The sequence below is a fragment of the Streptosporangium album genome (assembly GCF_014203795.1).
Taxonomy (GTDB): domain Bacteria; phylum Actinomycetota; class Actinomycetes; order Streptosporangiales; family Streptosporangiaceae; genus Streptosporangium; species Streptosporangium album.
The window spans coordinates 12,819-34,117 of sequence record NZ_JACHJU010000001.1 but is presented as its reverse complement, the minus strand read 5'-3'; the positions used below and the strand labels follow the sequence as shown (position 1 = coordinate 34,117).

The following is a 21,299-nucleotide window of genomic DNA, read 5'->3' as shown; positions in this document are numbered from 1 at the left end:
CATGACCTCACGACAGAGGGAGAGGCCGGTGTGGTCAGAGTGGACGCATTTGTGGCTGGGGCCTGTTAGCTTCAAGCGACATGCGCGTACTGCACACCTCGGACTGGCATCTGGGCCGTTCGTTCCACCGTGAGAGCCTCCTGGCCGCCCAGGGGGCCTTCGTCGACCACCTGATCGAGACGGTCCGCACCGAGCGGGTCGACGTGGTCGTCGTCTCCGGCGACGTCTACGACCGGGCGCTGCCCTCGGTCGACGCGGTGGACCTGTGCAACCAGGCCCTGCGGCGGCTGGTCGCCGAGCGCGTGCGCACCGTGCTGATCAGCGGCAACCACGACTCCGCGCGCCGGCTGGGCTTCGGCGCCGACCTCATGGACGCCGCGGGCGTCCACCTGCGCACCGACGCGGGACGGGTCGGCGAGCCCGTGGTGATCGACGACGTGGCGTTCTACGGCATCCCCTACCTGGAGCCCGAGCTGATACGCGGCCCCTGGGAGCTGCCCGCGCGCACCCACACCGCCGCGATCGACCACGCCATGTCCCTGATCCGCGCCGATCTGCGCCACCGGGGCCCCCGGTCGGTGGTTCTGGCCCACGCGTTCGTGACGGGAGGGCAGGCCAGCGACAGCGAGCGCGACATCAGCGTCGGCGGGGTCGCGCACGTCCCGGTCTCGGCCTTCGACGGCGTCGACTACGTGGCCCTGGGCCATCTCCACGGACGCCAGCGGATGAGCGAGACCGTGCGCTACTCCGGATCCCCGATCGCCTACTCCTTCTCCGAAGCGGGCCAGGTGAAGGGCTCCTGGCTGGTGGATCTCGGCCCGACGGGACAGGTGACCGCGGAGTTCGCCGAGGCGCCGGTGCCCCGGCCGGTCCACCGGCTCCGCGGGCGTCTCGACGACCTGCTGACCTCGGCCGAGCACGCCCCCTACGAGGAGCACTGGCTGCAGGTGACGCTCACCGACCCGGTCCGGCCGAAGGGCGCCATGGAGCGGCTCCGGTCGCGTTTCGAGCACACCCTCGCGCTCTCCTTCGAGCCGGAGGGCGGCGTCCGCGAGGCCGTGACACGGCCGAAGCTGGCCGGGCGCCCCGAGCTCGACGTCACCCTCGACTTCGTCCGGGAGGTGCGCGGGGAGGCCGCCGACGCCGACGAGACCCGCTTGATCCAGGAGGCCGTGGAGGCCTGCCGTACCAAGGAGGCGATGGCGTAGATGCGCCCGCACCGTCTGTGGATCAGCGCGTTCGGTTCCTTCCCCGGTGACGAGGAGGTCGACTTCGACGCCCTCGCCGAGGCCGGGCTGTTCCTCATCCACGGACCCACCGGCGCGGGCAAGACCACCGTGCTGGACGCGCTCTGCTACGCCCTCTACGGCCGGGTGCCCGGCAAGCGCGACAGCGCCAAGAGTCTGCGCTGCGACCACGCGCCCCCGGGCCGGGGGCCCAGTGTGACACTGGAGGTCACGGTCAGGGGGCGGCGGCTGAAGATCAGCCGGGCGCCCGCCTGGCAGCGCCCCAAGCTCAGAGGGACCGGCACCACCAGGGAGAACGAGAAGGCCGTCCTGCAGGAGCTCACCCCCTCGGGGGAGTGGCGCGGGCTGACCACGCGGGTCGACGAGGCCGGAGAGCTCATCGGCACCCTGCTGGGCATGAACGCCGACCAGTTCTTCCAGGTCGCCATGTTGCCCCAGGGAGACTTCGCCAGGTTCCTGCGCGCCGACGGCGAAGACCGCCGCAAGGTCCTGGAACGCCTCTTCTCCGTCAGGGTCTACGCCGCCGCCGAATCCTGGCTGGCAGACAGGCGGACCGAGGCCCACCGCGAGCAGCAGGCCCTCCGCAAGGAAGTGGACTTCGCCGTCAAACGGCTGGAGGAGGCCGCGGGCCCCGACCTGCTGGCCGCACTGGCCGGGGGCGGATCCCCGGAGGTTCCCGGAACCGCTGAGACAGCCGGGACGGCGCCGGCGGCCCCGGCGCAGGTCCCCGGTTCCGCGGAGACCGGCCCGGTGGAGCTCTTCGACCCTCTCGGAGACGACGCCGAGTCGCCTGCCGCGCTCTCGGCCGAGGACGACCCGCTGGGCTGGGCCGGGGCACTGGAGGAGCTCGCCGCGGGGGCCCTCACCGCCATGAGCCAGGACCACGGCGAGGGCGAGACCACGGTACGGCGGGCACGCACCGCCCTGGAGCACGGCGCCGCGCTGGCCGAGCGGCGCCGCCGACACGCCGAGGCGCTCGCGCGCAGCCGGGTGCTGGAGGAGAGCGCCGAGGAACGGGCGGACCTGGAGGTCATCCTGGCCGAGGCCGCCCGCGCCGACCGGGTGCTCCCCCTGATCCAGGGGGCCGAGCAGCGGGCCGAGGCGGCCGCCAAGGCGCACCGGCTGGCCGCCGACGCCGTCACCCGCGCACTCCCCGTGCTCGGCGGAGACCAGGACGCCGCCTCCGGCCGTCTGGCCACGCTGGAGCGTGACCGCCAGCGCGAGATCACCCGGCTGGGCGGGCTGCGCGAGGAGGAGTCACGCCTGGCGAGGATCGTCCAGGACCGTGAGAAGTCCGGCCGCGAGATCACCGAGCTGACCGCCGCCCAGGCCGGGACCGACACCCGCCTGGCCCTCCTCCCGGGCCTCCGGCACGACGTGGACACCCGCCTCACGGCCGCCCGCCTGGACGCCGCCCGGGTCCCGGCCGCCGAGTCGGCGGAGGAGGCCGCGGCCGCCCGCCTGCGGGCGGCCGAGCACCGCGACGTCCTCGCCGCCGACCTGGACGCCGCCCGCGACGACCTGACTGTCAGGCTCTCCGCGCTGGCCACCCGCCCCAACCTGCTCGCCGTCGCGGAGGAGGACGAGGTCCGTGAGCTGCTCGCCGCGGGTGAGCGTGAACGCAGGGAGGAGCTCGCCGGCCTGGAGGGGCTGCGCGCCGACGAGGCCCGGCTCGCCGAACTGGCCGGGCTGCTCACCGCCCTCGACGCCGAGCTCCGCGACGCGGCGGCCCAGGAGTCCGCACTCGGTGCGGCCCAGGAGGAACTGCCCGCGGCGCTGGCGGAGGCCTCGGCGCGGCTGGCCGCCGTCAGGGACCAGGCGGCCAGGGTCCCCGCCGCGCGGGCGGCCGCGGACGCCGCCGCCGCCCTCCGCGACGCCGCCCGGCGGCGCGACAGCCTCCACGGGGAGCTGGAGACCGCGCACACGGCCCAGGCCGAGGCGACCGACCACGCCCAGCGGCTCCGCGACCGTCATCTGGACCTCCGCCAGGCCAGGATCGACGGCATGGCCGCCGAGCTCGCGCGCAAACTCGACCCCGGCGAACCCTGCGCTGTCTGTGGCTCGCCCGACCACCCGGCCCCGGCGGCCCCGGCGGACGAGGCTCCCACCGCGGAGGACGAACGCGCCGCTCAGCGCGCCTACGACGACGCCGACGGCCTGCGCCGGGCCGCCGAGAACACCGTCACCGCCCTGACCTCACGCCTGGAGGAGGCCTCCGCCGTCGCCGGTGGACTGGCCGCCGACCAGGCGCAGGAGGCCCTTGCCGAGGCCGAGCGGGAGCTTGCGGCCCTGATGGCCGCCGCCGGGCGGGAGACGGCGCTCGGCGTGGCGGCGGACCGCGTCGCGGCCGAGCTGGAAGGCGCGAGGGCCAGGGCCGCGGAGATCGCCCGGCTGCTGGCCGAGGGCCGTGCCCGCCAGGCCGGATGGCAGGCCGAACGCGACCGGCTGACCGGCCGTCTGGACGGGGCCCGCGGCGCCGATCCCACCGTTCAGGCCCGCCGTGACCGACTCGCCGAGGACGTGGCCCTTCTCGGCGCCGCTCTCACCGCGGCGGCCCGCACCGCCGGCCTCGCCGCCACCCACCGCGAAGCGTGCGAGTTGACCGACCTCACCGTCGAACGCGCGGAACGGGAGCTCCAGGAGGCCGGGCAGGCCCTGGCCCGGTTGCGCGAGTCCGCCGGGGCGGTGCCGGCGCTGGCGGCCGAGGCCGACCGGATCGCGGGGGAGACCACCGAGCTTCAGGAGCGCTCACGCGAGCTGGCGGTCACGCTGGCCGCCCGCCGTACGGATGCGGAGAAGCTCACCGCCGACGCCGAGCGGCTGACCGCGCGCATCGACGAGGCCCGGGGTGAGGACCCGACCCTCGCCGTCAGGCTGGACCGGCTGTCCGACGAGGCCGAGCTGCTCAGGGAGGCGGTCGAGGCCACCCGGGAGGAGCTGGTCACCGCCGGTGAGCTCGCGACGGCCCGGGCCGCCGCCCAGGCGGCTGCCGTCGAGGCGGGATTCCTGGGACTCGACGACGCCCGCGCCGCGGTCCGCCCTCCCGCCGAGCAGGAGGAGAAGGCCACGCGGCTCCGCGAGCTCGACAAGGAACGCGCCGCCGTCACGGCCGTGCTGGCCGATCCGGAGCTGATCGCCGCCGTGGCCGAGCCCGAGCCCGACCTCGACGAGCTGCGACGCGTCCGGGACGCGGCCGACGCGGCCCACGCGGGCCTGCTGTCCGCCCGGCACCAGGCCGAGACCCGCCGGGCCAGGCTGGCCGCGCTCCGCGCCGAGCTGGCCGGATGCCTGGAGCGTTGGCTGCCCGCCGCCGAACGGCACCGCCTCGCCGACCGGCTCGCGGCCCTGACCGGCGGCAACTCCAGTGACAACCAGTGGAACATGCGGCTGTCGTCCTACGTGCTCGGCGAGCGCCTGCGCCAGGTGGTCGAGTCGGCCAACGAGCGGCTCGACCACATGTCGGGCGGGCGCTATCTCCTGGAGCACAACCTCGGCCGCTCGGCGGGAGACCGCAGCAGGTCCGGCGGCGGACTCGGCCTGCGCATCCTGGACGGCTGGACCGGTGCGGACCGCGACCCCGCCACCCTGTCGGGAGGCGAGAGCTTCATCACCTCGCTGGCGCTCGCCCTCGGCCTGGCCGACGTGGTCACCGCCGAGGCCGGGGGAGTGGAGCTGGGCACGCTCTTCGTCGACGAGGGGTTCGGCACCCTGGACGAGGACACCCTCGATGGGGTGCTCGACATCCTCGACGGACTGCGCGACGGCGGCCGGGCCGTCGGCATCGTCAGCCACGTCGCCGAGCTGCGCACCCGCGTCCCCGCCCAGCTCCGGGTCCGCAAGGACCGCCACGGCTCCACCCTGTCCGTGGTTGCCTCGTGACCGCCGGTCGGCGCTGTGCTCGATATACGGATGCGGCTGCCGGCGGTCGCGGCTAGTCTGGCTGTCATGTCTACGCCCCGCATTTCTTAGATCAAGGACCCGCTCTCACGCCACCCGTGTGTCCTCGATCTTTCCGGAGCGTAACCCCATGATCACCGTTCGCGGTGTCGACATTCGCGTCGGCGCCCGTCTTCTGTTGTCCGATGTCTCCTTCCATATCGCCCCCGGCGACCGGATCGGCCTCGTCGGCCGTAACGGCGCGGGCAAGACCACCCTGATGAAGGCCCTGGCCGGTGAGGAGCGGCCCGCTGCCGGGGCCATCACCGCCACCGGGTCTCTCGGCTATCTGCGGCGCCGTACCCGGGAACGGGCGAACGCCGAACGCAAGGCGGCGGCGCTACGCACCCAGGCGGACAAGATGCGCTCGCACGTCTCGACCGCCGTCGCGGCGAAGAACATGGCCCGGCGGGCCGACCGGATGCTCGCAGACCTGGAACCGGTCCGCCGCCTGGAGAAGGTCGCACGGATCCGGCTGCCCGAGCCCGCTCCGTGCGGGCGGACACCGCTGGGTGCCATCAGCCTGGCCAAGGCGTACGGAGACCACCGGGTGCTGTCCGGGGTGGATCTGGCCGTCGACCGGGGTAGCCGCCTGGTCGTCCTCGGGCTCAACGGCGCGGGCAAGACCACGCTGCTGCGGCTTCTGGCGGGGCGCGAGAGCCCGGACACGGGCCGGGTGGTGCATGGTCACGGGCTGCGGCTGGGTTACTTCGCCCAGGAGCACGACACGCTCGACCCCGCCCGTACGGTGCGGCAGAATCTGGTGTCCGCGGCGCCGCATCTGACCGACGGCGAGGCCCGGAACGTGCTCGGATCGTTCCTGTTCAGCGGGGACGACGCCGACAAGCCGGCCCGGGTGCTCTCCGGTGGGGAGAAGACCCGGCTGGCGCTGGCCGGTCTGGTCCACTCAGGCGCCAACGTGCTGCTGCTGGACGAGCCGACCAACAACCTCGATCCGGCCTCACGCGGCGAGGTCCTCGCCGCGGTCGGCTCGTATCCCGGGGCCATCGTGATGGTCACGCACGACGAGGGCGCCATCGAGGCGCTGCGCCCGGACCGGGTCCTGATGTTGCCGGACGGCATCGAGGACCTGTGGAGCCCGGACTACCTGGACCTGGTGTCGCTCGCCTGACGCGGCGTGCCCGGTCAGCCGCAGCAGCGTCTTCTGCCGCGCCAGCGGATGGGGGGTGCCGCGACAAGCACCGTGCGATCATGCCCCACCACCGTGACGGAGTCCGGCAGGCGGGCTCGGCGCTCGGCGTCGCAGCCGCGCGGTCAGTAGCCGCGGGTGCGGCGGGCGGCCGGGCGGATGATGAACGGCCTGCGGGCACCCGGACGCCGCACCCGCCTGGTCAGGTCGGAACCGGTGACCGCGCGCAGGATCTCCGTGCCGAGGATGACCCCGGCGCCCAGGGCGAGGGCGGTCGACAGCGCCTGCAACAGGCTCGCCAGTCCCGCGTCGGCGTGGCCGAGGTTGAGTTCGAGCATGCCCCGGTAGAGGGCGGTGCCGGGCAGCAGCGAGCCGATCGCCGGGATCGTGAGCACCATCGAGGGCACCCGGGTCGCCCTGGCGTAGGCGCTGCCGAACAGGCCGACGACTCCCGCGGCGACCGCCGTTCCCAGGATGATCGGGACCTGCCAGATGTAGAGCTGCACGAAGACCACCCAGGCGAGCCCGCCGCCGATCGACGCCGCGATCAGATGGCGGGGTGGCACGAGCAGCGCGATGGCGAACGCCAGCGTCACCCCGACGGCCCCGAGGAGCTGTGCCGGCCTGAGCACCAGGGGCGCGGCAGGCACGTTCTCCACACTCAGCGGCACGCCCAGGCGGACCGCCGCGTACAGCGTGATGCCGATTCCGGAGATGATCGCGGTCAGGATGAAGAAGACCTCGAACAGCCGGGCGGTCGCCGTGACGTACTCGCCGGCGATGCCGTCCTGCACGCAGGCCACCATCAGGCGTCCGGGCAGCAGCGCGACGACCGCGCCGACCACCACGGCCTCGGCACGCAGGGACGCGCCGAACGAGATCAGCAGCACCGCGACCAGCGAGCCGAGCATCGCCGCCATCGCGAGCTGGAAGAACTCCGCCACGCCCCGGCCGGCGAGCCAGGCGCTGGCCCGGTCGCCCAGCACGGTCGCGGCGAACGCGGTCACCGCGACCGGCACGCCACCGCCGACCAGGATGCTTGCCGAGGCGCCGACCAGTGCGAGCCCCGTGACCAGGAACCAGTTGGGATAGACCCGCACCCGCCGGGTGATCTCCCGCAGCCGGATCTCGGCCACATCGAGCGGCAACGCACCCGCCGACGTCTCCCTGACCATGTCGTGGACCGCGATCAGACGGTCGTAGTCGGGCAGGCGGCGACGGACCCTGCGCTCGGCGGTCACCGGCACGCTGCCGTCCGTGGGAACGTACGACAGCGTGATGGCCGACAGGTTGACGTCGGCCTCGCAATGGGGCACGCCGTACGCGTTGGTGATCCTGCGCATGGTGCCGGCCACCGTCTCGGTGGACTCCCCGCCGCCGAGCAGAAGCTCACCCACGCGAAGGGCCAGCGCCATGGCCCGGTAGAGGTCGGGCTGGGCCGGTGCCTGTTCCAAGGGTGACACCGACACCGGTTCTCCTCCCTCTCACGTAATCCTTGCCAGAGGCTATCGGCTTACCACGGACGCGAGAGCACGCACTCGCTCGGAATGGCGATCATGACCGATGATCACCGGCGGTTCGTTGTACGGCATGGCGTCGGAGGAACGGCGCAGCTTGATGTACTGGCCGCAGGCGTCGACCGCGTAGGGCTCCATGTCGTCCTGGAGCGCGCCGATCACCGTGATCCCGTAGGTCTCGCCGATCCGGCGGAACAGCGCCACGGCCTCCCTGCGGTGCTCCTTGCCGAGGTTGCGGCCGAGCTCGTCCAGGACCAGGCACAGATGCCCCCCGCCGGAGGACGCGATCGCCGCAGCGCAGACCAGCTTCACCGCCTTCTCGTCCATCAGCGCCGTGTTGGCCCGCCGGTTGTAGGGCACGAAGCCCTGTCCCTCGCCCCGGCGCCACTTGGGCGTGACCCGCCACGCCCAGCGCTGCTCGGGATCGGCCGGCGCGGGCGGCACCGGGAACTCCAGCGTCGCGCCGTAACCTCCGTAGGAGGTGTCCAGCTTCTCGAACTCCTCCGCCACCCGGGCCAGCCGTGCCTTGATCGCCGCGGTCAGCGCGGCCCGGTGCACGGTGGTGGACTGGGCCGCCTCCTCGGCGCCCTTGGCCGCGGCGTTCAGATCCCGCTGCCGGGTGACGATCTGAGCCTCGATCTGGCGGCGCTGATGGCGTTCGTACTCCTCCTGTCCGCGCAGGTAGGACGAGAGCGCCGCGCACACGCCGGGGAACGTCGCCTGCTCGCGTGCTGTGCGCCCGGCTCCGGGCTCGGCCCGTTCCCGGACCAGGAAGCGCAGCTCCTCGGGCATCTCCTCGTCCTCGCCCGGGAAGGTGTCGCGCAGCGCCTCGTCGAGACGGCGTTCCGCGGCCCGCCACCACTCCTCGGCCGTCAGCGGACGCTCCTGCTCACTGAGCGTCTCCAGCCACTCGCGGGCCCCCTCGACCGTGCCGCCCCATTCCCCGGCCAGCGCGTCCAGCCCGAGGGCGTCCCGGTCGGCCGCGACCTTGGCCGCCTGGTCCCTGGCCTGGTCCCGGTCGGCCTCGTGCCGGGCCCGGCGGCCCTCCAGCCGCTCGACCTCCATGTTCCTCGTCCGGGTGCGGAAGTCCAGCGTGCCCGTCCGGCGCTCGGCCTCGCCCACCTTCGGCCCGATCTCGGCCAGGGCCTCGACCAGCCCGGCGAGAACGCTCCGCCGTTCGGCCGTGCGCCGCTCGATGTCCTCGAGCTGTACGGCCGCCCTGGCACCATCCAGCCGCCGGCCGGCCTCGGCCACCCCGTCCTCGGCGGCCCGCACGGCTCCGGCGGCCGTCTCCTGCACGTCACGGGCCCGGTGCAGCCGCTGCTCGGCGGCCTTGATCCGGGCCTCCCTTCCGGTGGCCACCGCCTCGAAGGAGCCGACGACGGTGACCCCCGCCGCGCTGACCAGGACTGATCCGGGCAGCGCGCCCAACGCCCGCGCGGCGGCCGGGAGGTCGGCCGCGTCCACGATCACCGCGTGCTCCCTCGGCCATCCACGGGCGCCCAGGACCGTCGTCGCCTGTCCCGCGCGCCCGGACGCGGCGTCGTCATCGCGCGCGTGCTCGGCGACGTCGAGCGCGTCGAGCAGACCGGTCGCCCCGACACCGGCGTCGGCGAGCGCGTTGAGCTGGGCCGCCGCGGGGCCGCCCTCGGCATCGTCCAGTGCGGCCCTGGCGCCCTCGACCTCCCGGTCGGCCACGCCCAGTGCCTTCAGCGCCTCGTTGAGCCGGAGCCTGGCCTGGCTCAGCTCGGCATCGGCGGTCTTCACGTCGCGGCCGTCGGCCAGCCGCCGCCGCTCCTCCAGCCCGGGGATCCGGCCGCGTAGCTCGTCCACCGAGTTCTCCGCCACGGCCCGGTCGGCGTCCAGCTTGGCCGCGCGGGACTGCAGGGTGGTCAGCTCCTTACGGGCCTCGGCCAGGGCGCGCTCCAGCGTGTCGTCCTTGAGCGTGGCCGTCTCCGCCCTGACCACGTCGATCGCCTCCGAGGCACGCTCACCCGCCGCGCGCAGCCGTTCCGCCTCGGCGGCGAGCGCCTCGTCTCGCCGGGCCGCGTCGGCGAGCCTGCGCGCCAGCCGCCCGCGCCAGCAGCGCAGCGCGTCCGCCAGGCGGACCCGGGCCCGGTCGCGCCGGTCGAAGGCGGAGAGCAGCGTCTGCGACTCGTCCTCGAACTCCTTGAGCAGCTCCATCGCCCGCGCCGCCCGCACGCGCTTGACGTGCTCGTCGCGCCGGGCCTCCCGCTCCTGGTCGAGCTCGGCGTCCAGCCCGGTCAGCGCGGCGATCGCCTCGAAGACCCGCTCGGGGGATATCTCGTTGAGCGGCTGGGACAGCAGGTTCGTGGCGACCTTGCTCCGCACCGAGGTGGACAGGAACGACACGCATCTGACCCGGTCGCCGTACAGGAACCTGGTCAGGTCCCGCGCCACCACGTCCCGGCGTCCCGCCGAGCGCGGCAGCGTCGCCCAGACCTCGTCGGCCCGCGCCACCCGCTCCGCCTCCGAGGGGGCCGCCGCGACGCGCACGCCCGGAACCCACCTGATCTCCAGGTGCGGCGCCTCCTGATTGACCCGCAGCCACACGGTCACCGCGTCGTCCATGGAGTCGGCTCCGGCGAAGACGCCGACGATGTAACCGTGATCGGCGCTGGCCCACGACCGGCTGCCGCCCCCCGCGGCGAGCTCGGCGTTGAACAGCAGCTCGGACACCGACTTGGCGCCGGAGGCGAAACGCCACTGCTCGTCGCCGAGCAACGCGGTGATCATCGCGATGAACGAGGACTTGCCCGCGCCGTTGGAGTCCTTCGGGCCCGCGCCGGCGACCACGATCAGCGTGCCCGGAACGGTCGGCACCGGGTGGGTCGACAGCCGGGAGATGTTGACCGCCTGAACGGCGATCAGCACGCGGTCGCCGACCACGTTCTCCGTGGGGGCCGCGGTCTGCGCCTCCACCGGCACCAGGCTCGCCTGGCTCCCCGATGCCCGCTCCGCGCTCCCGGCTCCCCGGGGCGCGCCCGGCCCGCCCCTCCGCGGGCTCTTCCCCGTCTGACCCGGCTCTCCGGTCACCCCTGTGTTTCCTTTCATCGGTTATCGACGGTTCGCTCTCACAGCCGCGGCCAGCGGGGTGTGCGGACCCGCGGCGAGGATCAGCTCTTCCTGCAGGCGGCGTCTGGCCTGTGGGGTCAGCCGGTGGAACTGCGGGCCGGGGGTGTATCCCCCGGACTCCTCTCCTGCCTTGACCTGGGTCACCAGGCCCGCGTGGCGCAGAGTCCGCAGCGCGGCCTCCAGCTCTCCGATCGGGAGCCTGGTGTGCCGCCGCAGCTCCTCCAGCTGGGCGGGGAACGGCGACAGCCAGCTGTCGGCCGGCAGCAGTCCCTCAGCCCTGGGGATCGCCACCGAGTGGACCAGCACCAGCACCAGCACCGCCCGCTCGGCCTCACCCAGCGTCGTGCCCGTCTCGGCGGCCACGTCGGGGGCGTAGCCGGAGGTCCACATCTCACGGTCCTGGACCAGCACCCGGCCGCGGCGCTGCAGCATCTCCGCGAGGGTACGGCGGAGCACCGGATCGCGCAGCGCGGTGAACCGGGCCTCGTGAACCGGCTCGGCGGCGTGTTCCACCGCCATGAACGCCGCCACGATCTCGGCCCTGCGCCGCTCGTCGAACGGGCCGAGCAGATCCTCGTCCACGCTTTCCGGGACGGCGACGCTCGCGGCCGCCTCATCCGAGACGTGCTCGGCCGCCGGGAGCACGTCCAGCCCGGGGGAGTCCTCCCCGCCGGCGGGCAGGCGGCGCACCAGCTCCCTGAGCTGGGCGTGGGAGGCGGGGGGCCAGCAGGCGCAGCGGGGGCCGAGCCGTACGAGACCGTCGCCGACCTCCAGCCAGGCCGAGTCGTGCAGGCGGCGCAGCGCCCCGACCGCCCAGCTGCGCATGAGGTCGTCGCCGCGGCCGATCAGCGCCCGGTAGGCCGACAGGACGTCCTCCACCGGCGCGGGTGTCCCCGGCCACGGGTCGGCCGTCAGGTCGGTCCAGCAGCATTTCAGCGCCGCCGCCAGCACGCGCCGGGTCTCCCCGGACCGTTCCACGTTCACCGGTGCGACCTGGTATTCCTCCAGGAGCGCGGGTGTGGCCCCGTCCGGCCACACCGGCAGTGCCAGACCCGTTCCGTCGCCGTGGGCGAGCCGCATCATGCCCCTCGGCGCGGGCTCACCCGCGCCGAGGGGGAGGGGGCCGGTCGCCCTGGCACGTGCGTGTGCCGCCTCGGGCGTCATTGCGCCGTCCTCTCCAGGTGGCCGTGTGACAGCCAGGCCGGTTCGGCGTCGGGGGTGGCGGTGAGGGAGTCCGACCAGCGCAGGCGGTAGGGGGACTCGGGGCGCAGGTCGGCCGAGACGAGATCGGCCAGCAGGCGGCGGGCCGAGACCCACTCGCCGTCGGCGGTGAGCAGCTCTTCCAGGCGGGCGGCGGTGCGCCCGGCGAGTGCGGCCTCGGCGACGGAGGTCAGGTGGCCGAGCCCTTCGCCGCCCGGGTCGTAGGAGTCGGCGGGCCCGGGATCGGGTAGCGCCGAGCGCGGGGGAGTGGGCTGGGCGGGCGCAGGGCGGGGGCTCTCGTCCACCGCCCGGACGATCGACGCCGGGTCGTGCCAGGGGGCGGGGGCGTCGAAGACGGAGCCGTCGAGCACGGCGGCCAGGCGCTCCTTGGTGGCGGTCTGCGCGAAGGTGCGCCAGGTCTCCGCCGGCAGCAGGGTCAGGTTTCTGGTGGTGCCGGCGGAGTCGGCCAGGCGCCCGGCGGCGCGGCGGGAGGCGTCGCTGTAGGAGTAGATGGCGGCGCGCAGTTCGGTGCAGGTGCGGTCCAGATCCGGCCATCGGGTGAGGATCGTGCCGTGCAGGCTCTGCGCCCTGCGGGCGATCTCCTCGGTGCCCCAGAGCTTGGGAGCCTGCTCGCGCAGCTCCTCGATGGTGCCGCCGGTCAGCGTGATCAGCTCCAGCGCCCAGAGCCGGAACGCCCGCGACAGGTTCTGCGCGCTGAGGCGCGCCTCCTCCATGGTCGTGCGGGGGTCGGCGACGTTGAGGTCCTCAAGCGCGAGCAGCCGGTGCATCTCCGACTGGCCGCCGTCGTCCATCATCCGCCGGATGAACATCAGCCCCACCACGCTGGTGAACGACGCGCGGTAACGGAGCTGGTTGGGCTTGGGGAACACCTCGCGGATCGCGCCGAGGCCCTTGAGCACCCGCAGCCGGTTCTCGAACTGGTCCAGTGGGTAGGCGCGGCAGACGTGACGCATCTGCTCGTGGGTCAGCCACTCCTCGCCGGCCTCGGCGAACGCCGCGAAGAGCGTTTCGGCGATGTCGACCAGCGCGGGCTCGTCCACCACCGCGCCGCTGTCGCGCGCGAGCGCGGCGAACATCCGGCGGTAGGTCGCGAGCACGGCCTCCTCGGTGAGGGCCGAGTCGAGGGTGATCTCGTGGTTGGTCTCTGGCACGCGCCCTACCGTAAGGCTTGCGCCCGACAATCCTCGCCCGGACGCCGGGACGAGCCGGTCCCGGATGCCGTCGCCCGTTTCCCGCGATGACGCCCCGCGCCTCCTGACGGTGCGTGGACTCCCCCGGGGAGGAGAACTTGATCGTCCGTGATTTCGGCGTCCACGGGGTGGGATTAGGGCTGTTAACTATCAGTTAACGCGCGTATTCTGAGCTTCTCGCGTCACGTACATGACCATTGCCGGACAGGAGGTATGCGTGGCGAGTCTCGCCGACCGGCTGGCGGAGACGCTGCGTCATCGCGGCTACTCCACGCGCAGGGCAGCGAGGGCCGTCACCGACGCGGGAGTGCAGACCACTCACGTCTACATCCACCAGCTGAGCAAGGGCCAGCGGACCAATCCGACCCTGGAGCAGCTCACAGCACTCGCTGTGCTGCTCCGGGTGCCTGTGGGATGGCTTGTGGGGGATGACATCCCTAGCCCTTTCTCTTCCGGCGACGGCGCCACGGTTCTCCCTGACACAGAGGAGAGCCCGCCGCGTCTCGCCGGAAAGCTCGACGCCGGCCAGCGCGTTGTTCTGGGCGGGCGGCTGCGGCTCCTGAGGGAGGCGCGCGGGCTGTCTCCGGCGCAGGCCGGGGACATGGTCGACGTCGACGAGCGGGTGGTCACGTCCGTGGAGAACGGCGCCGTTGAGACCGAGACCCCACTCGACGACGTCGAAGCGCTGCTCACCCTCTACGGCGTGACCGCCCGCTTCCAGAGAGAGGCGGTCCTGTCGATCGCCAGCGGCGAGCGCGAGCCGGGCTGGTGGGACACGCCCGCCATCCCGCTGTGGGTGTCGGCGACGTTCGGCCTGGAACAGCGCGCGGAGCTGGTCCGCACCTACCAGCTCCAGTTCGTCCCCCCGTTGCTGCAGACCGCCGAGTACGCGGCGGCCGCGGTCCGCGTGTCCCAGAACCCCCCGCCGTCACCGGAGCTGGTCGAAGGGGCGGTGGAGACGACGATGCGCCGGCAGGACGCGCTCGCCGCCCCGGACGGCCCGACGCTGTGGGCGGTCGTCGACGAGGCGGCCCTGATGCGGTGCATCGCCGGCGCCCGGGCGCAGGCGGACCAGCTGAGCCACCTGATCGACATGTCGAAGCAGCCGCACGTCACGTTGCAGGTGACGAGGCTGACGTCGTCCTACCTGCCCCGGTCGGCTCCGTTCACGATGTTCCGCTTCCCCGATGGGGACCCGGTGGTCTCGGTCCATCAGTTCGACAACGACTTCGTGCTGGACGGTACGGACGCGGACGGCTACCACGAGGCGTTCGCCAGGCTGACGGTGGCCGCGTGCAGACCGGACGAGACGGTCGACGTGCTCACCGAGGTGCGCGACGGGCTCCGTCGACCGAGGTGAACGGGGTGCGGTCGTACGGAGGATTACAGTGGCGCGCACCCCCCGAAAGTGAAGGTGATCACCCGTGGACTTCGACACCGCCAGACCCCACCCGGCCCGCGTCTACGACTGGATGATCGGGGGGAAGGAGAACTTTCCCGCCGACCGGGAGGCCGCGCGGCGCATCCTGGAGCTCAATCCGGACAGCCGCAGGTCGTTCGTGGAGAACCGCCGGTTCCTCGGCAGGGTGGTGAGACATCTCGTGGACCAGGGCGTCCGCCAGTTCCTCGACATCGGAGCGGGACTTCCGGCCAGCGGCAACGTTCATGAGATCGCCCATGCGGTCGCGCCCGACACCCGCGTCGTGTACGTCGACCACGACGAGATCGTGCTCGCGCACGCCCGTGCGCTCATGGCCCGCTCCGACATGGTGCGCGTCGTCGGCGGCGACGCCACCAGGCCGCAGGAGATCCTGGAGGAGCCGGTGGTGAGGGATTTCATCGACTGGTCCCAGCCGGTCGGCCTGCTGATGGTGGCACTGCTGCATTTCGTCTCCGACGCCGACGACCCCGCCCGGATCGTCGGCACGTTCCGGGACGCCCTCCCCACGGGGAGCTTCCTGGCGATCTCCCACGGCGGAGTGGAAGGGTGGGAGGACCGCAAGGAGCAGATACGGAAGGCGTCGCAGGCCTACGTGCGCACCCGCGCCGAGATCGCCGGCCTGTTCGCCGGGTTCGAGTTGGTGGAGCCGGGCATGGTGGACCTGGCGCTGTGGCGGCCCACCGACCCCGACGCCGATCCCACCCCCACGGGGCTGTACGGCGGAGTCGGCCGGCTCCCTATCTGAGCGTGACCTCGGTGGGCAGCGCGCGGAAACCACGCAGGTTCGGCGAGTGCACGAGCTCGATGCCCTTCTCGTCGATGTCGTAGCCGTCCACCGCGGCGACGAGCTCCTCCAGCATGACCCTGAGCTGGAGGCGGGCCAGGGCCGCGCCGAGGCAGAAGTGCGGGCCGGATCCGAACGCGAGAGCCTGGCCGGTGTCGCGGGTCAGGTCGTAGCGGTCGGCGTGCGGGAAGACACGCGGGTCGCGGTTGGCGGAGGCGCCGAGCAGCACCACGCGGGCGCCCGCCGGGACCTCCGTGCCGTGCAGAACGGTGTCGCGGGTGAGCCGGCGGGCGACCATCTGCGCGGACCCGTCGTAGCGGAGCGTCTCCTCCACCCACGCCGTGACCGCCCCCGCCCACGCGATCGCGCGCTGACCCGGGTGGAGCCAGGCCTGATACCAGGCGTTCGCCGCCAGCTTGGTCACCGACTCGTTGCCCGCGACGCCGATCAGCGACAGCACCGCGACGATCTCCTCGTCGCCGAGCCGGTCCCCGTCGATCTCGGCCAGGACGAGCGCGCTGATGAGGTCGTCCCGAGGCCGGGCCCGGCGCTCGGCGATCAGCTCCCGGTAGCGGGCGGTCAGCGCGAGGCCGGCGTCCCAGAACGACTGCGGTATCCCGGCGTCGCCGTCGTGGCGGGTGATGAGGATCTCCGACAGGCGCAGCATCTCCGCCCGGTCCGCCCTCGGGACGCCGAGCAACTCGGAGACGACGTACACCGGGATCGCCGACACCACCCCGGCGAAGTCGAACGTCCCCGCCTCCAGCGCCGGCATGAGGTGCTCGCGGGTGACTGCGCGTACGGCGGGCTCCAGGCCGGCCACCCGGGCGGGTGTGAAGCCACGGGACACCAGCGCCCGCATCCGGGTGTGGCGGGGAGGGTCCATCGCGAGGAACCCCACCAGGTCGGCCGCGGCGGCGTCCCACATCTCCAGGGTGACGCCGTGGGCGCTGGAGAACAGGGCCGGATCACGGAAGGCGGCGTTGACGTCGGCATGTCGTGACAGCGCCCAGAAGTCCAGCTCGTCGTTGCGGTACAGCGGCGCCTCGTCCCGGAGCCGCGCATAGATGGGGTAGGGGTTCTCCTGCAGCGCGTAATCGAACGGGTTGTAGAGCACCAGGCCCTCGCATTCCGGCGCGGCGGACATGACCCTCATCATCAGCGAGCCGGATGCTCGGGGCAATACGGTCGAGGATGCCGTGTACTTCCGGTTCTGGCGGCTTGGATGCTTAACTCGCTTATGGGAGGGTAGTCGGCTGGATGCTCCGGGTAACGGGATGGCTTCCTCCGGTGGCGAAGTGCCCCCGTGGGCAGCACCGAGGGCCAGGGCTGTGAGCATGTCGTAGAACAGGAGAAACGACTCGTGATAAGCGTCCTGATCGCCGAGGACATGCATCTCGTCCGTGGAGCCATGGTCGCCCTGCTCTCCGCCGAGCACGACATCAAGGTGGTCGAGGAGGTCGGCCACGGTGACGACGTGGTGCCCGCGTGCCTCGCCTGCAGGCCCGACATCGCGCTCATCGACATCGGCCTGCCCGGCACCGACGGCCTGGCCGCCACGGCGGAGCTGTACCGCAGGCTTCCCGCGTGCAAGGCGGTCATCCTGACGGCGTTGGCGACCCCGGCGGCGCTGCGGCGGGCACTGGACGCCGGGGCGCGCGGATTCGTCGTCAAGGACATCCCGGCGGAGCAGCTGGCCGGGTGCCTGCGCCGGGTGGCCGCGGGAGAGCGGGTCATTGACCCCGAGCTCGCCGTCGCCGCTCTCAACGCCAGGCAGAATCCCCTCACCACCCGTGAGCTGGAGGTCCTCAAGATCGCGGCGGAGGGGGCGCCGGTCAGCGAGATCGCCGACCGGCTCTTCCTGTCCGGTGGAACGGTCCGCAACTACCTCTCGCGGATCCTCGCCAAGATCGGCGCCCGGACGCGGGTGGAGGCGGTCACCATCGCCCGGGAGGCCGGTTGGCTCTGGCCGGACGACGCGCGAGAGATCGGGTTGATCCGCTACCGGGACGTCAACATGGCCCCTGCAGACCGGTGTGCGCGGCGAGGAAGGCGAGCATGTCGGCCGCCAGACCGACCGACCGGCTGACCGCCCGGGACCCGTGCCCGACGCCGCTCTCATGGCGCAGCAGGACCGGCCGGGCTCCCGACGTCGCGTGTTGCAGGGCCGCGCACATCTTGCGGGCGTGCAGGGGGTCCACCCGGGAGTCGCCGCCGAACGAGGTCAGCAGCGTCGCGGGATAGTCCACCCCGTCCCTGACCCGGTGGTAGGGGGAGTAGCCCAGCAGCCAGCCCAGCTGCTCGGGGTCGGAGGCCGAGCCGTACTCCGACCGCCAGGAGGGGCCGAGGCCGGAGTGTTCGTAGCGGACCATGTCGAGCAGCGGAGCCGAGCAGACCGCGGCGGCGAACAGATCGGGCCGCTGCGTCACCGCGGCGCCGACCAGCAGCCCGCCGTTCGACTCGCCGCAGGCGCCCAGCTGCGCGGCGGTGGTCACGCCGTCGGCGATGAGCCGTTCGGCCGCCGCCACGAAGTCGTCGAACACGTTCTGTTTGCGGTCGAGCATCCCGGCGCGGTGCCACTGCTCACCCTCCTCGCCGCCGCCGCGCAGCTGGGCCAGCACGAAGACGCCTCCGGCCTCCACCCAGGGCAGGACATAGCTGGAGTAGGCGGGGGTGAGCGAGAGCCCGAACCCGCCGTAGCCGTACAGGATCGTCGGCCGGGGTCCGGTCCCCGGCCGCGCCAGCACGACCATCCGGACCGGGGTGCCGTCCGCCGACGCGTAGACGAGCTGACGGGACGAGAGCTCCGGCACCTCGACGGCGCCGGGCGCGGCGGTCCAGAGCGAGGTCTCGCCCGTGCGCGCGTCGTAGCGGTGCACGCCTCCCGGGGTGACGCTGTCGGTGTAGGTGAACCAGACCTCGTGACCCCCTCCGGGCCGGGTGGACAGCCGTCCGGCCGAGCCGAGGCCGGGCAGCGGCACCCGGCCGCGCCGCTCGCCGCCTGCCAGGTCGTGGACACTGATCTCGCTGATCGCATGCCGGGTCCAGCCGACCAGTAGGACCGCGTCGTCGAGGATCGCGAAGTCGCCGATCACCGCTTCCGGATCCGGGCCGACCAGGTCGAGCCAGTGCTCCGGCTCGGGGTGCTCGGGGTCGGCGACGCACAGGCGGCCCCGGGGCGCGCCCAGCGTGGTGAGGAGATACAGGCGACCGTCACGGCCGACGGCGGGCGCCGTCACCGCGCCCGTCCCCTCCTGGACCACCCGGAGCGCGGGACGCTCCGGAGACGAGACCGACAGGTCGGCCAGCCAGAGGTCGTTGCCGCCGTCGGCCGCCGCCGACACCGTCAGCCAGCGGCCGTCGTGGCTGATCCCCAGACCGTAGGACCGGTCGGCCGCGCAGATCACCCCGTCCTCCTCGGCAGGGGTGCCGAGCCGGTGCAGGCGGACCTGCCGGGAGCGGACGTAGAAGAACGCCTTCCCGTCCGGGAGCCACGCCACCGGCGCGTGACGGCAGCGGTCGATGGGGCCGTCGACGACCTGCCGGGTGCCGACGTCCATGACGTACAGCTCCGAGCGCTCGTCACCGCTCCTGGACAGCTGGTAGGCCAGCAGCCGGCCGTCCGGGGCGGGGTGCCACTGGTCCAGCGTGGTCAGGCCGCTGGGGTCGAGCTCCACCGGGTCGAGCAGTGCCTCCTCGCCCCGTCCCGGACCGGCGGTGTAGAGCACCCCGTGCTCCTGCCCCGCCACGCAGCGCAGGAAGAACCGGCGCTCCCCACGCCAGACCGGCGGGCCGACCGTCCCGGCGCCGGTGAGCTCCGCCACCCGGGCGTGCCAGCCGCCGCGCCCGGCGAGTGCGTCGGCGTGGTCACGCCACAGCCCGTCCTGGGCGGCCAGCCAGCTCCCCGTCGCGGCGCTCGCCGGGTCCTCCAGCCACCGGTAGGGATCGGGTACGGCATGGCCGTGAAGACGGTCGACGATCGGCTGCCGCTCGGCGGGGGGGTAGATCACGGCACCAGCTCCTGGGTGGTCGAAGGATTCCAGTGGCCGACCAGGTCGGCGTAGAGCGGCGACGCGGCGAGCATCTCCTCGTGCGTTCCCGACCGGACGCTCGTGCCGTCCATGACGAGGATCCGCCGGGCGCGCAGCGCCGAGGTCAGCCGGTGGGCGATGACGAGCAGGGTCCCCTCGCGGCGGGCGAACGCCTCCTCCGCCCGTGCCTCGGCCGCCGGGTCCAGATGGCACGTCGCCTCGTCGAGGATCACCAGGCGGGCGGGGGTCAGGTAGGCGCGGGTCAGTGCGACGAGCTGGCGTTCGCCCGGCGACAGCATGCCGGAGTCGATCTCGGCGGAGTAACCGCCCAGCCGTGCCACCACCGCGGTCAGCCCGATCGCCGTCACGGCGTCGTCCACGGCGTCCTGGGACGCCTGGGCCAGGTAGGTCAGGTTCTCCAGGAGCGAGCCTCTGAAGACGTAGGCCTCCTGGGGGATGAGCACCCGATGGGCCGGGTCGAGCCGGTCGGCCCGGACGCCGCCGACCAGGACCTGTCCCTCGTCCGGCCGGAGCACGCCGGTGACGAGCGCGGCCAGGGTGGACTTGCCGATCCCGCTGGGGCCCACCACGGCGATGTGCTCCCCCTCGGGGAGGCGGAGGTCAAGGTCGGCGATCACCGGCTCCGCGTGCGGCCCGTAGGCGAACGTCACGCCGTTCAGCAGGACCTCCGCGTCCCGGGCCGTGTCCCGCCCGACCACCGTGCGGACGGGGTCGTCCGCACCCAGGATGCGGCCGAGCGACACGCGCAGCCGTACCCCGCTGATGCCCAGCCCTTCCACGAGGTTGCCGAGCGCGGGGGCCAGCGACTGCGTGATGTAGGCCAGGGCGCCGAGGATCACCCCGGCTCCGGCCCCCTGCCCCAGCAGCCAGGGGGTGCCGGCCAGCACGAGCAGGACCGGCAGCCAGCCGCCCACCGCCAGTGACAGCGTGCGCACCGCGGTCACCCGGGCCAGTGACCGTCCCGCCCCGGCCTGCTCCGCCACCCGCAGGCCGACCCGGTCGGCCACTCGGTCGTGCGCCACGCAGGCGGCGATGTCGCGCAGCCCGCCGGTCATGGCGGTGACCGACTCGGCGGTGCGCTCGTCGGCGAGGAGGAACGCCCGTTGCCGCCGGGCCATGGCCGGGAGCGAGAGCAGGAAGAGGCCGAGGCCCACGACGAACGGCGGCAGCACCAGCACGAGCACCTGGGGGATCAGCGTCGTCAGGCCGAGCACCACGCTCACCACGGTGAAGGCGAAGGACCTGACGACCGTGATGACCGAGGCGAACGCGTCGCGGGCCAGCTCGACCTGCAGGTTCGACCGGGCCACGGCAGCGGTGTCCGGCCCCTGCCCGGCCACGGCCGACCGCTCCAGCGTGCTCTCGACGACATGGCCGAGCAGTTCCTCCCGGAACGGCTCCACGATCGAGGCGACGGCCAGCACGACCTGCCGCGCACCGGCGGCGGCCACCAGCCAGGCACCGCCGAGTACGGCCAGCCAGGCGAAGCCGGTGCCCGGCCGGCCGGCGGCGAAACCCTCGTCGATCGCCCGCGCGATGGCGACGCCGACGACGAGAGAGGGCGCGGTCTCCGCGACGGACCAGACGCCGAGCCGCAGCAGTGGCCGCGGAGCGCGCCGGAGAGCCCGGCGGATCGGGCGGTTCACGGGACCCGCCGGCGGGACC

General features: G+C 73.4%; 13 protein-coding genes. 6 read left to right on the top strand and 7 right to left on the bottom strand.

All coding sequences use genetic code 11. From position 1 onward, the window contains the following. Positions 1-80: 80 nt before the first annotated feature. The 3 genes from FHR32_RS00120 to FHR32_RS00110 all read left to right on the top strand — a co-directional run bounded on the left by FHR32_RS00120 (position 81) and on the right by FHR32_RS00110 (position 6,315). Positions 81-1,208 (top strand): exonuclease SbcCD subunit D, encoded by a 1,128-nt coding sequence (locus FHR32_RS00120; RefSeq protein ID WP_184751822.1) that lies wholly within the window; start codon positions 81-83, stop codon positions 1,206-1,208. Beyond that, on the top strand, positions 1,209-5,126 hold the full coding sequence (locus tag FHR32_RS00115; RefSeq protein ID WP_184751820.1) for an AAA family ATPase: 3,918 nt from the start codon (positions 1,209-1,211) through the stop codon (positions 5,124-5,126). A 148-nt stretch (positions 5,127-5,274) separates the two neighbouring features. After that, positions 5,275-6,315: an ABC-F family ATP-binding cassette domain-containing protein gene (locus tag FHR32_RS00110; RefSeq protein WP_184751818.1), complete on the top strand. Its 1,041-nt coding sequence runs from the start codon at positions 5,275-5,277 to the stop codon at positions 6,313-6,315. 143 nt (positions 6,316-6,458) lie between these two features. On the opposite strand, the gene FHR32_RS00105 is transcribed toward FHR32_RS00110, so the two are convergent. The 4 genes from FHR32_RS00105 to FHR32_RS00090 are packed head-to-tail and all read right to left on the bottom strand — an operon-like array spanning position 6,459 to position 13,318. Next, positions 6,459-7,802 (bottom strand): threonine/serine exporter family protein, encoded by a 1,344-nt coding sequence (locus FHR32_RS00105; RefSeq protein ID WP_184751817.1) that lies wholly within the window; start codon positions 7,800-7,802, stop codon positions 6,459-6,461. Between the two features lie 36 nt (positions 7,803-7,838). Then, positions 7,839-10,907, bottom strand: a complete 3,069-nt coding sequence (locus FHR32_RS00100; protein ID WP_246465858.1) for a chromosome partitioning protein ParA — start codon at positions 10,905-10,907, stop codon at positions 7,839-7,841. Between the two features lie 21 nt (positions 10,908-10,928). Then, positions 10,929-12,110 carry a hypothetical protein gene (locus tag FHR32_RS00095; protein WP_184751812.1) on the bottom strand — a complete coding sequence of 394 codons (1,182 nt, stop codon included), beginning with the start codon at positions 12,108-12,110 and terminating at the stop codon, positions 10,929-10,931. After that, positions 12,107-13,318 (bottom strand): hypothetical protein, encoded by a 1,212-nt coding sequence (locus tag FHR32_RS00090; RefSeq protein WP_184751810.1) that lies wholly within the window; start codon positions 13,316-13,318, stop codon positions 12,107-12,109. The genes FHR32_RS00095 and FHR32_RS00090 overlap by 4 nt, the downstream gene beginning before the upstream one ends. Before the next feature lie 229 nt (positions 13,319-13,547). Here FHR32_RS00090 and FHR32_RS00085 point away from each other — a divergent pair, with 229 nt between their 5' ends. Continuing rightward, positions 13,548-14,717, top strand: coding sequence for a helix-turn-helix domain-containing protein (locus FHR32_RS00085; RefSeq protein WP_184751808.1), 1,170 nt, complete (start codon positions 13,548-13,550; stop codon positions 14,715-14,717). Positions 14,718-14,781: 64 nt separating this feature from the next. After that, entirely contained in the window at positions 14,782-15,543 is a 762-nt protein-coding gene (locus FHR32_RS00080; protein WP_184751806.1) for an SAM-dependent methyltransferase, read from the top strand. Here FHR32_RS00080 and FHR32_RS00075 read toward each other — a convergent pair. Then, positions 15,536-16,729 (bottom strand): cytochrome P450, encoded by a 1,194-nt coding sequence (locus tag FHR32_RS00075; protein WP_184751804.1) that lies wholly within the window; start codon positions 16,727-16,729, stop codon positions 15,536-15,538. The genes FHR32_RS00080 and FHR32_RS00075 overlap by 8 nt on opposite strands. Before the next feature lie 216 nt (positions 16,730-16,945). Here FHR32_RS00075 and FHR32_RS00070 point away from each other — a divergent pair, with 216 nt between their 5' ends. Continuing rightward, positions 16,946-17,671, top strand: coding sequence for a response regulator (locus FHR32_RS00070; protein ID WP_312881752.1), 726 nt, complete (start codon positions 16,946-16,948; stop codon positions 17,669-17,671). Here FHR32_RS00070 and FHR32_RS00065 read toward each other — a convergent pair. Together FHR32_RS00065 and FHR32_RS00060 are read right to left on the bottom strand one after the other, a co-directional pair. Beyond that, the gene (locus FHR32_RS00065) at positions 17,595-19,592 is read right to left on the bottom strand and encodes a prolyl oligopeptidase family serine peptidase (protein WP_184751802.1); all 1,998 of its coding nucleotides are present in this window, start codon (positions 19,590-19,592) and stop codon (positions 17,595-17,597) included. The genes FHR32_RS00070 and FHR32_RS00065 overlap by 77 nt on opposite strands. After that, a complete protein-coding gene (locus tag FHR32_RS00060) occupies positions 19,589-21,280 on the bottom strand; it encodes an ATP-binding cassette domain-containing protein (RefSeq protein ID WP_184751800.1) in 1,692 nt (563 codons plus the stop codon). The genes FHR32_RS00065 and FHR32_RS00060 overlap by 4 nt, the downstream gene beginning before the upstream one ends. Positions 21,281-21,299: the final 19 nt, after the last annotated feature.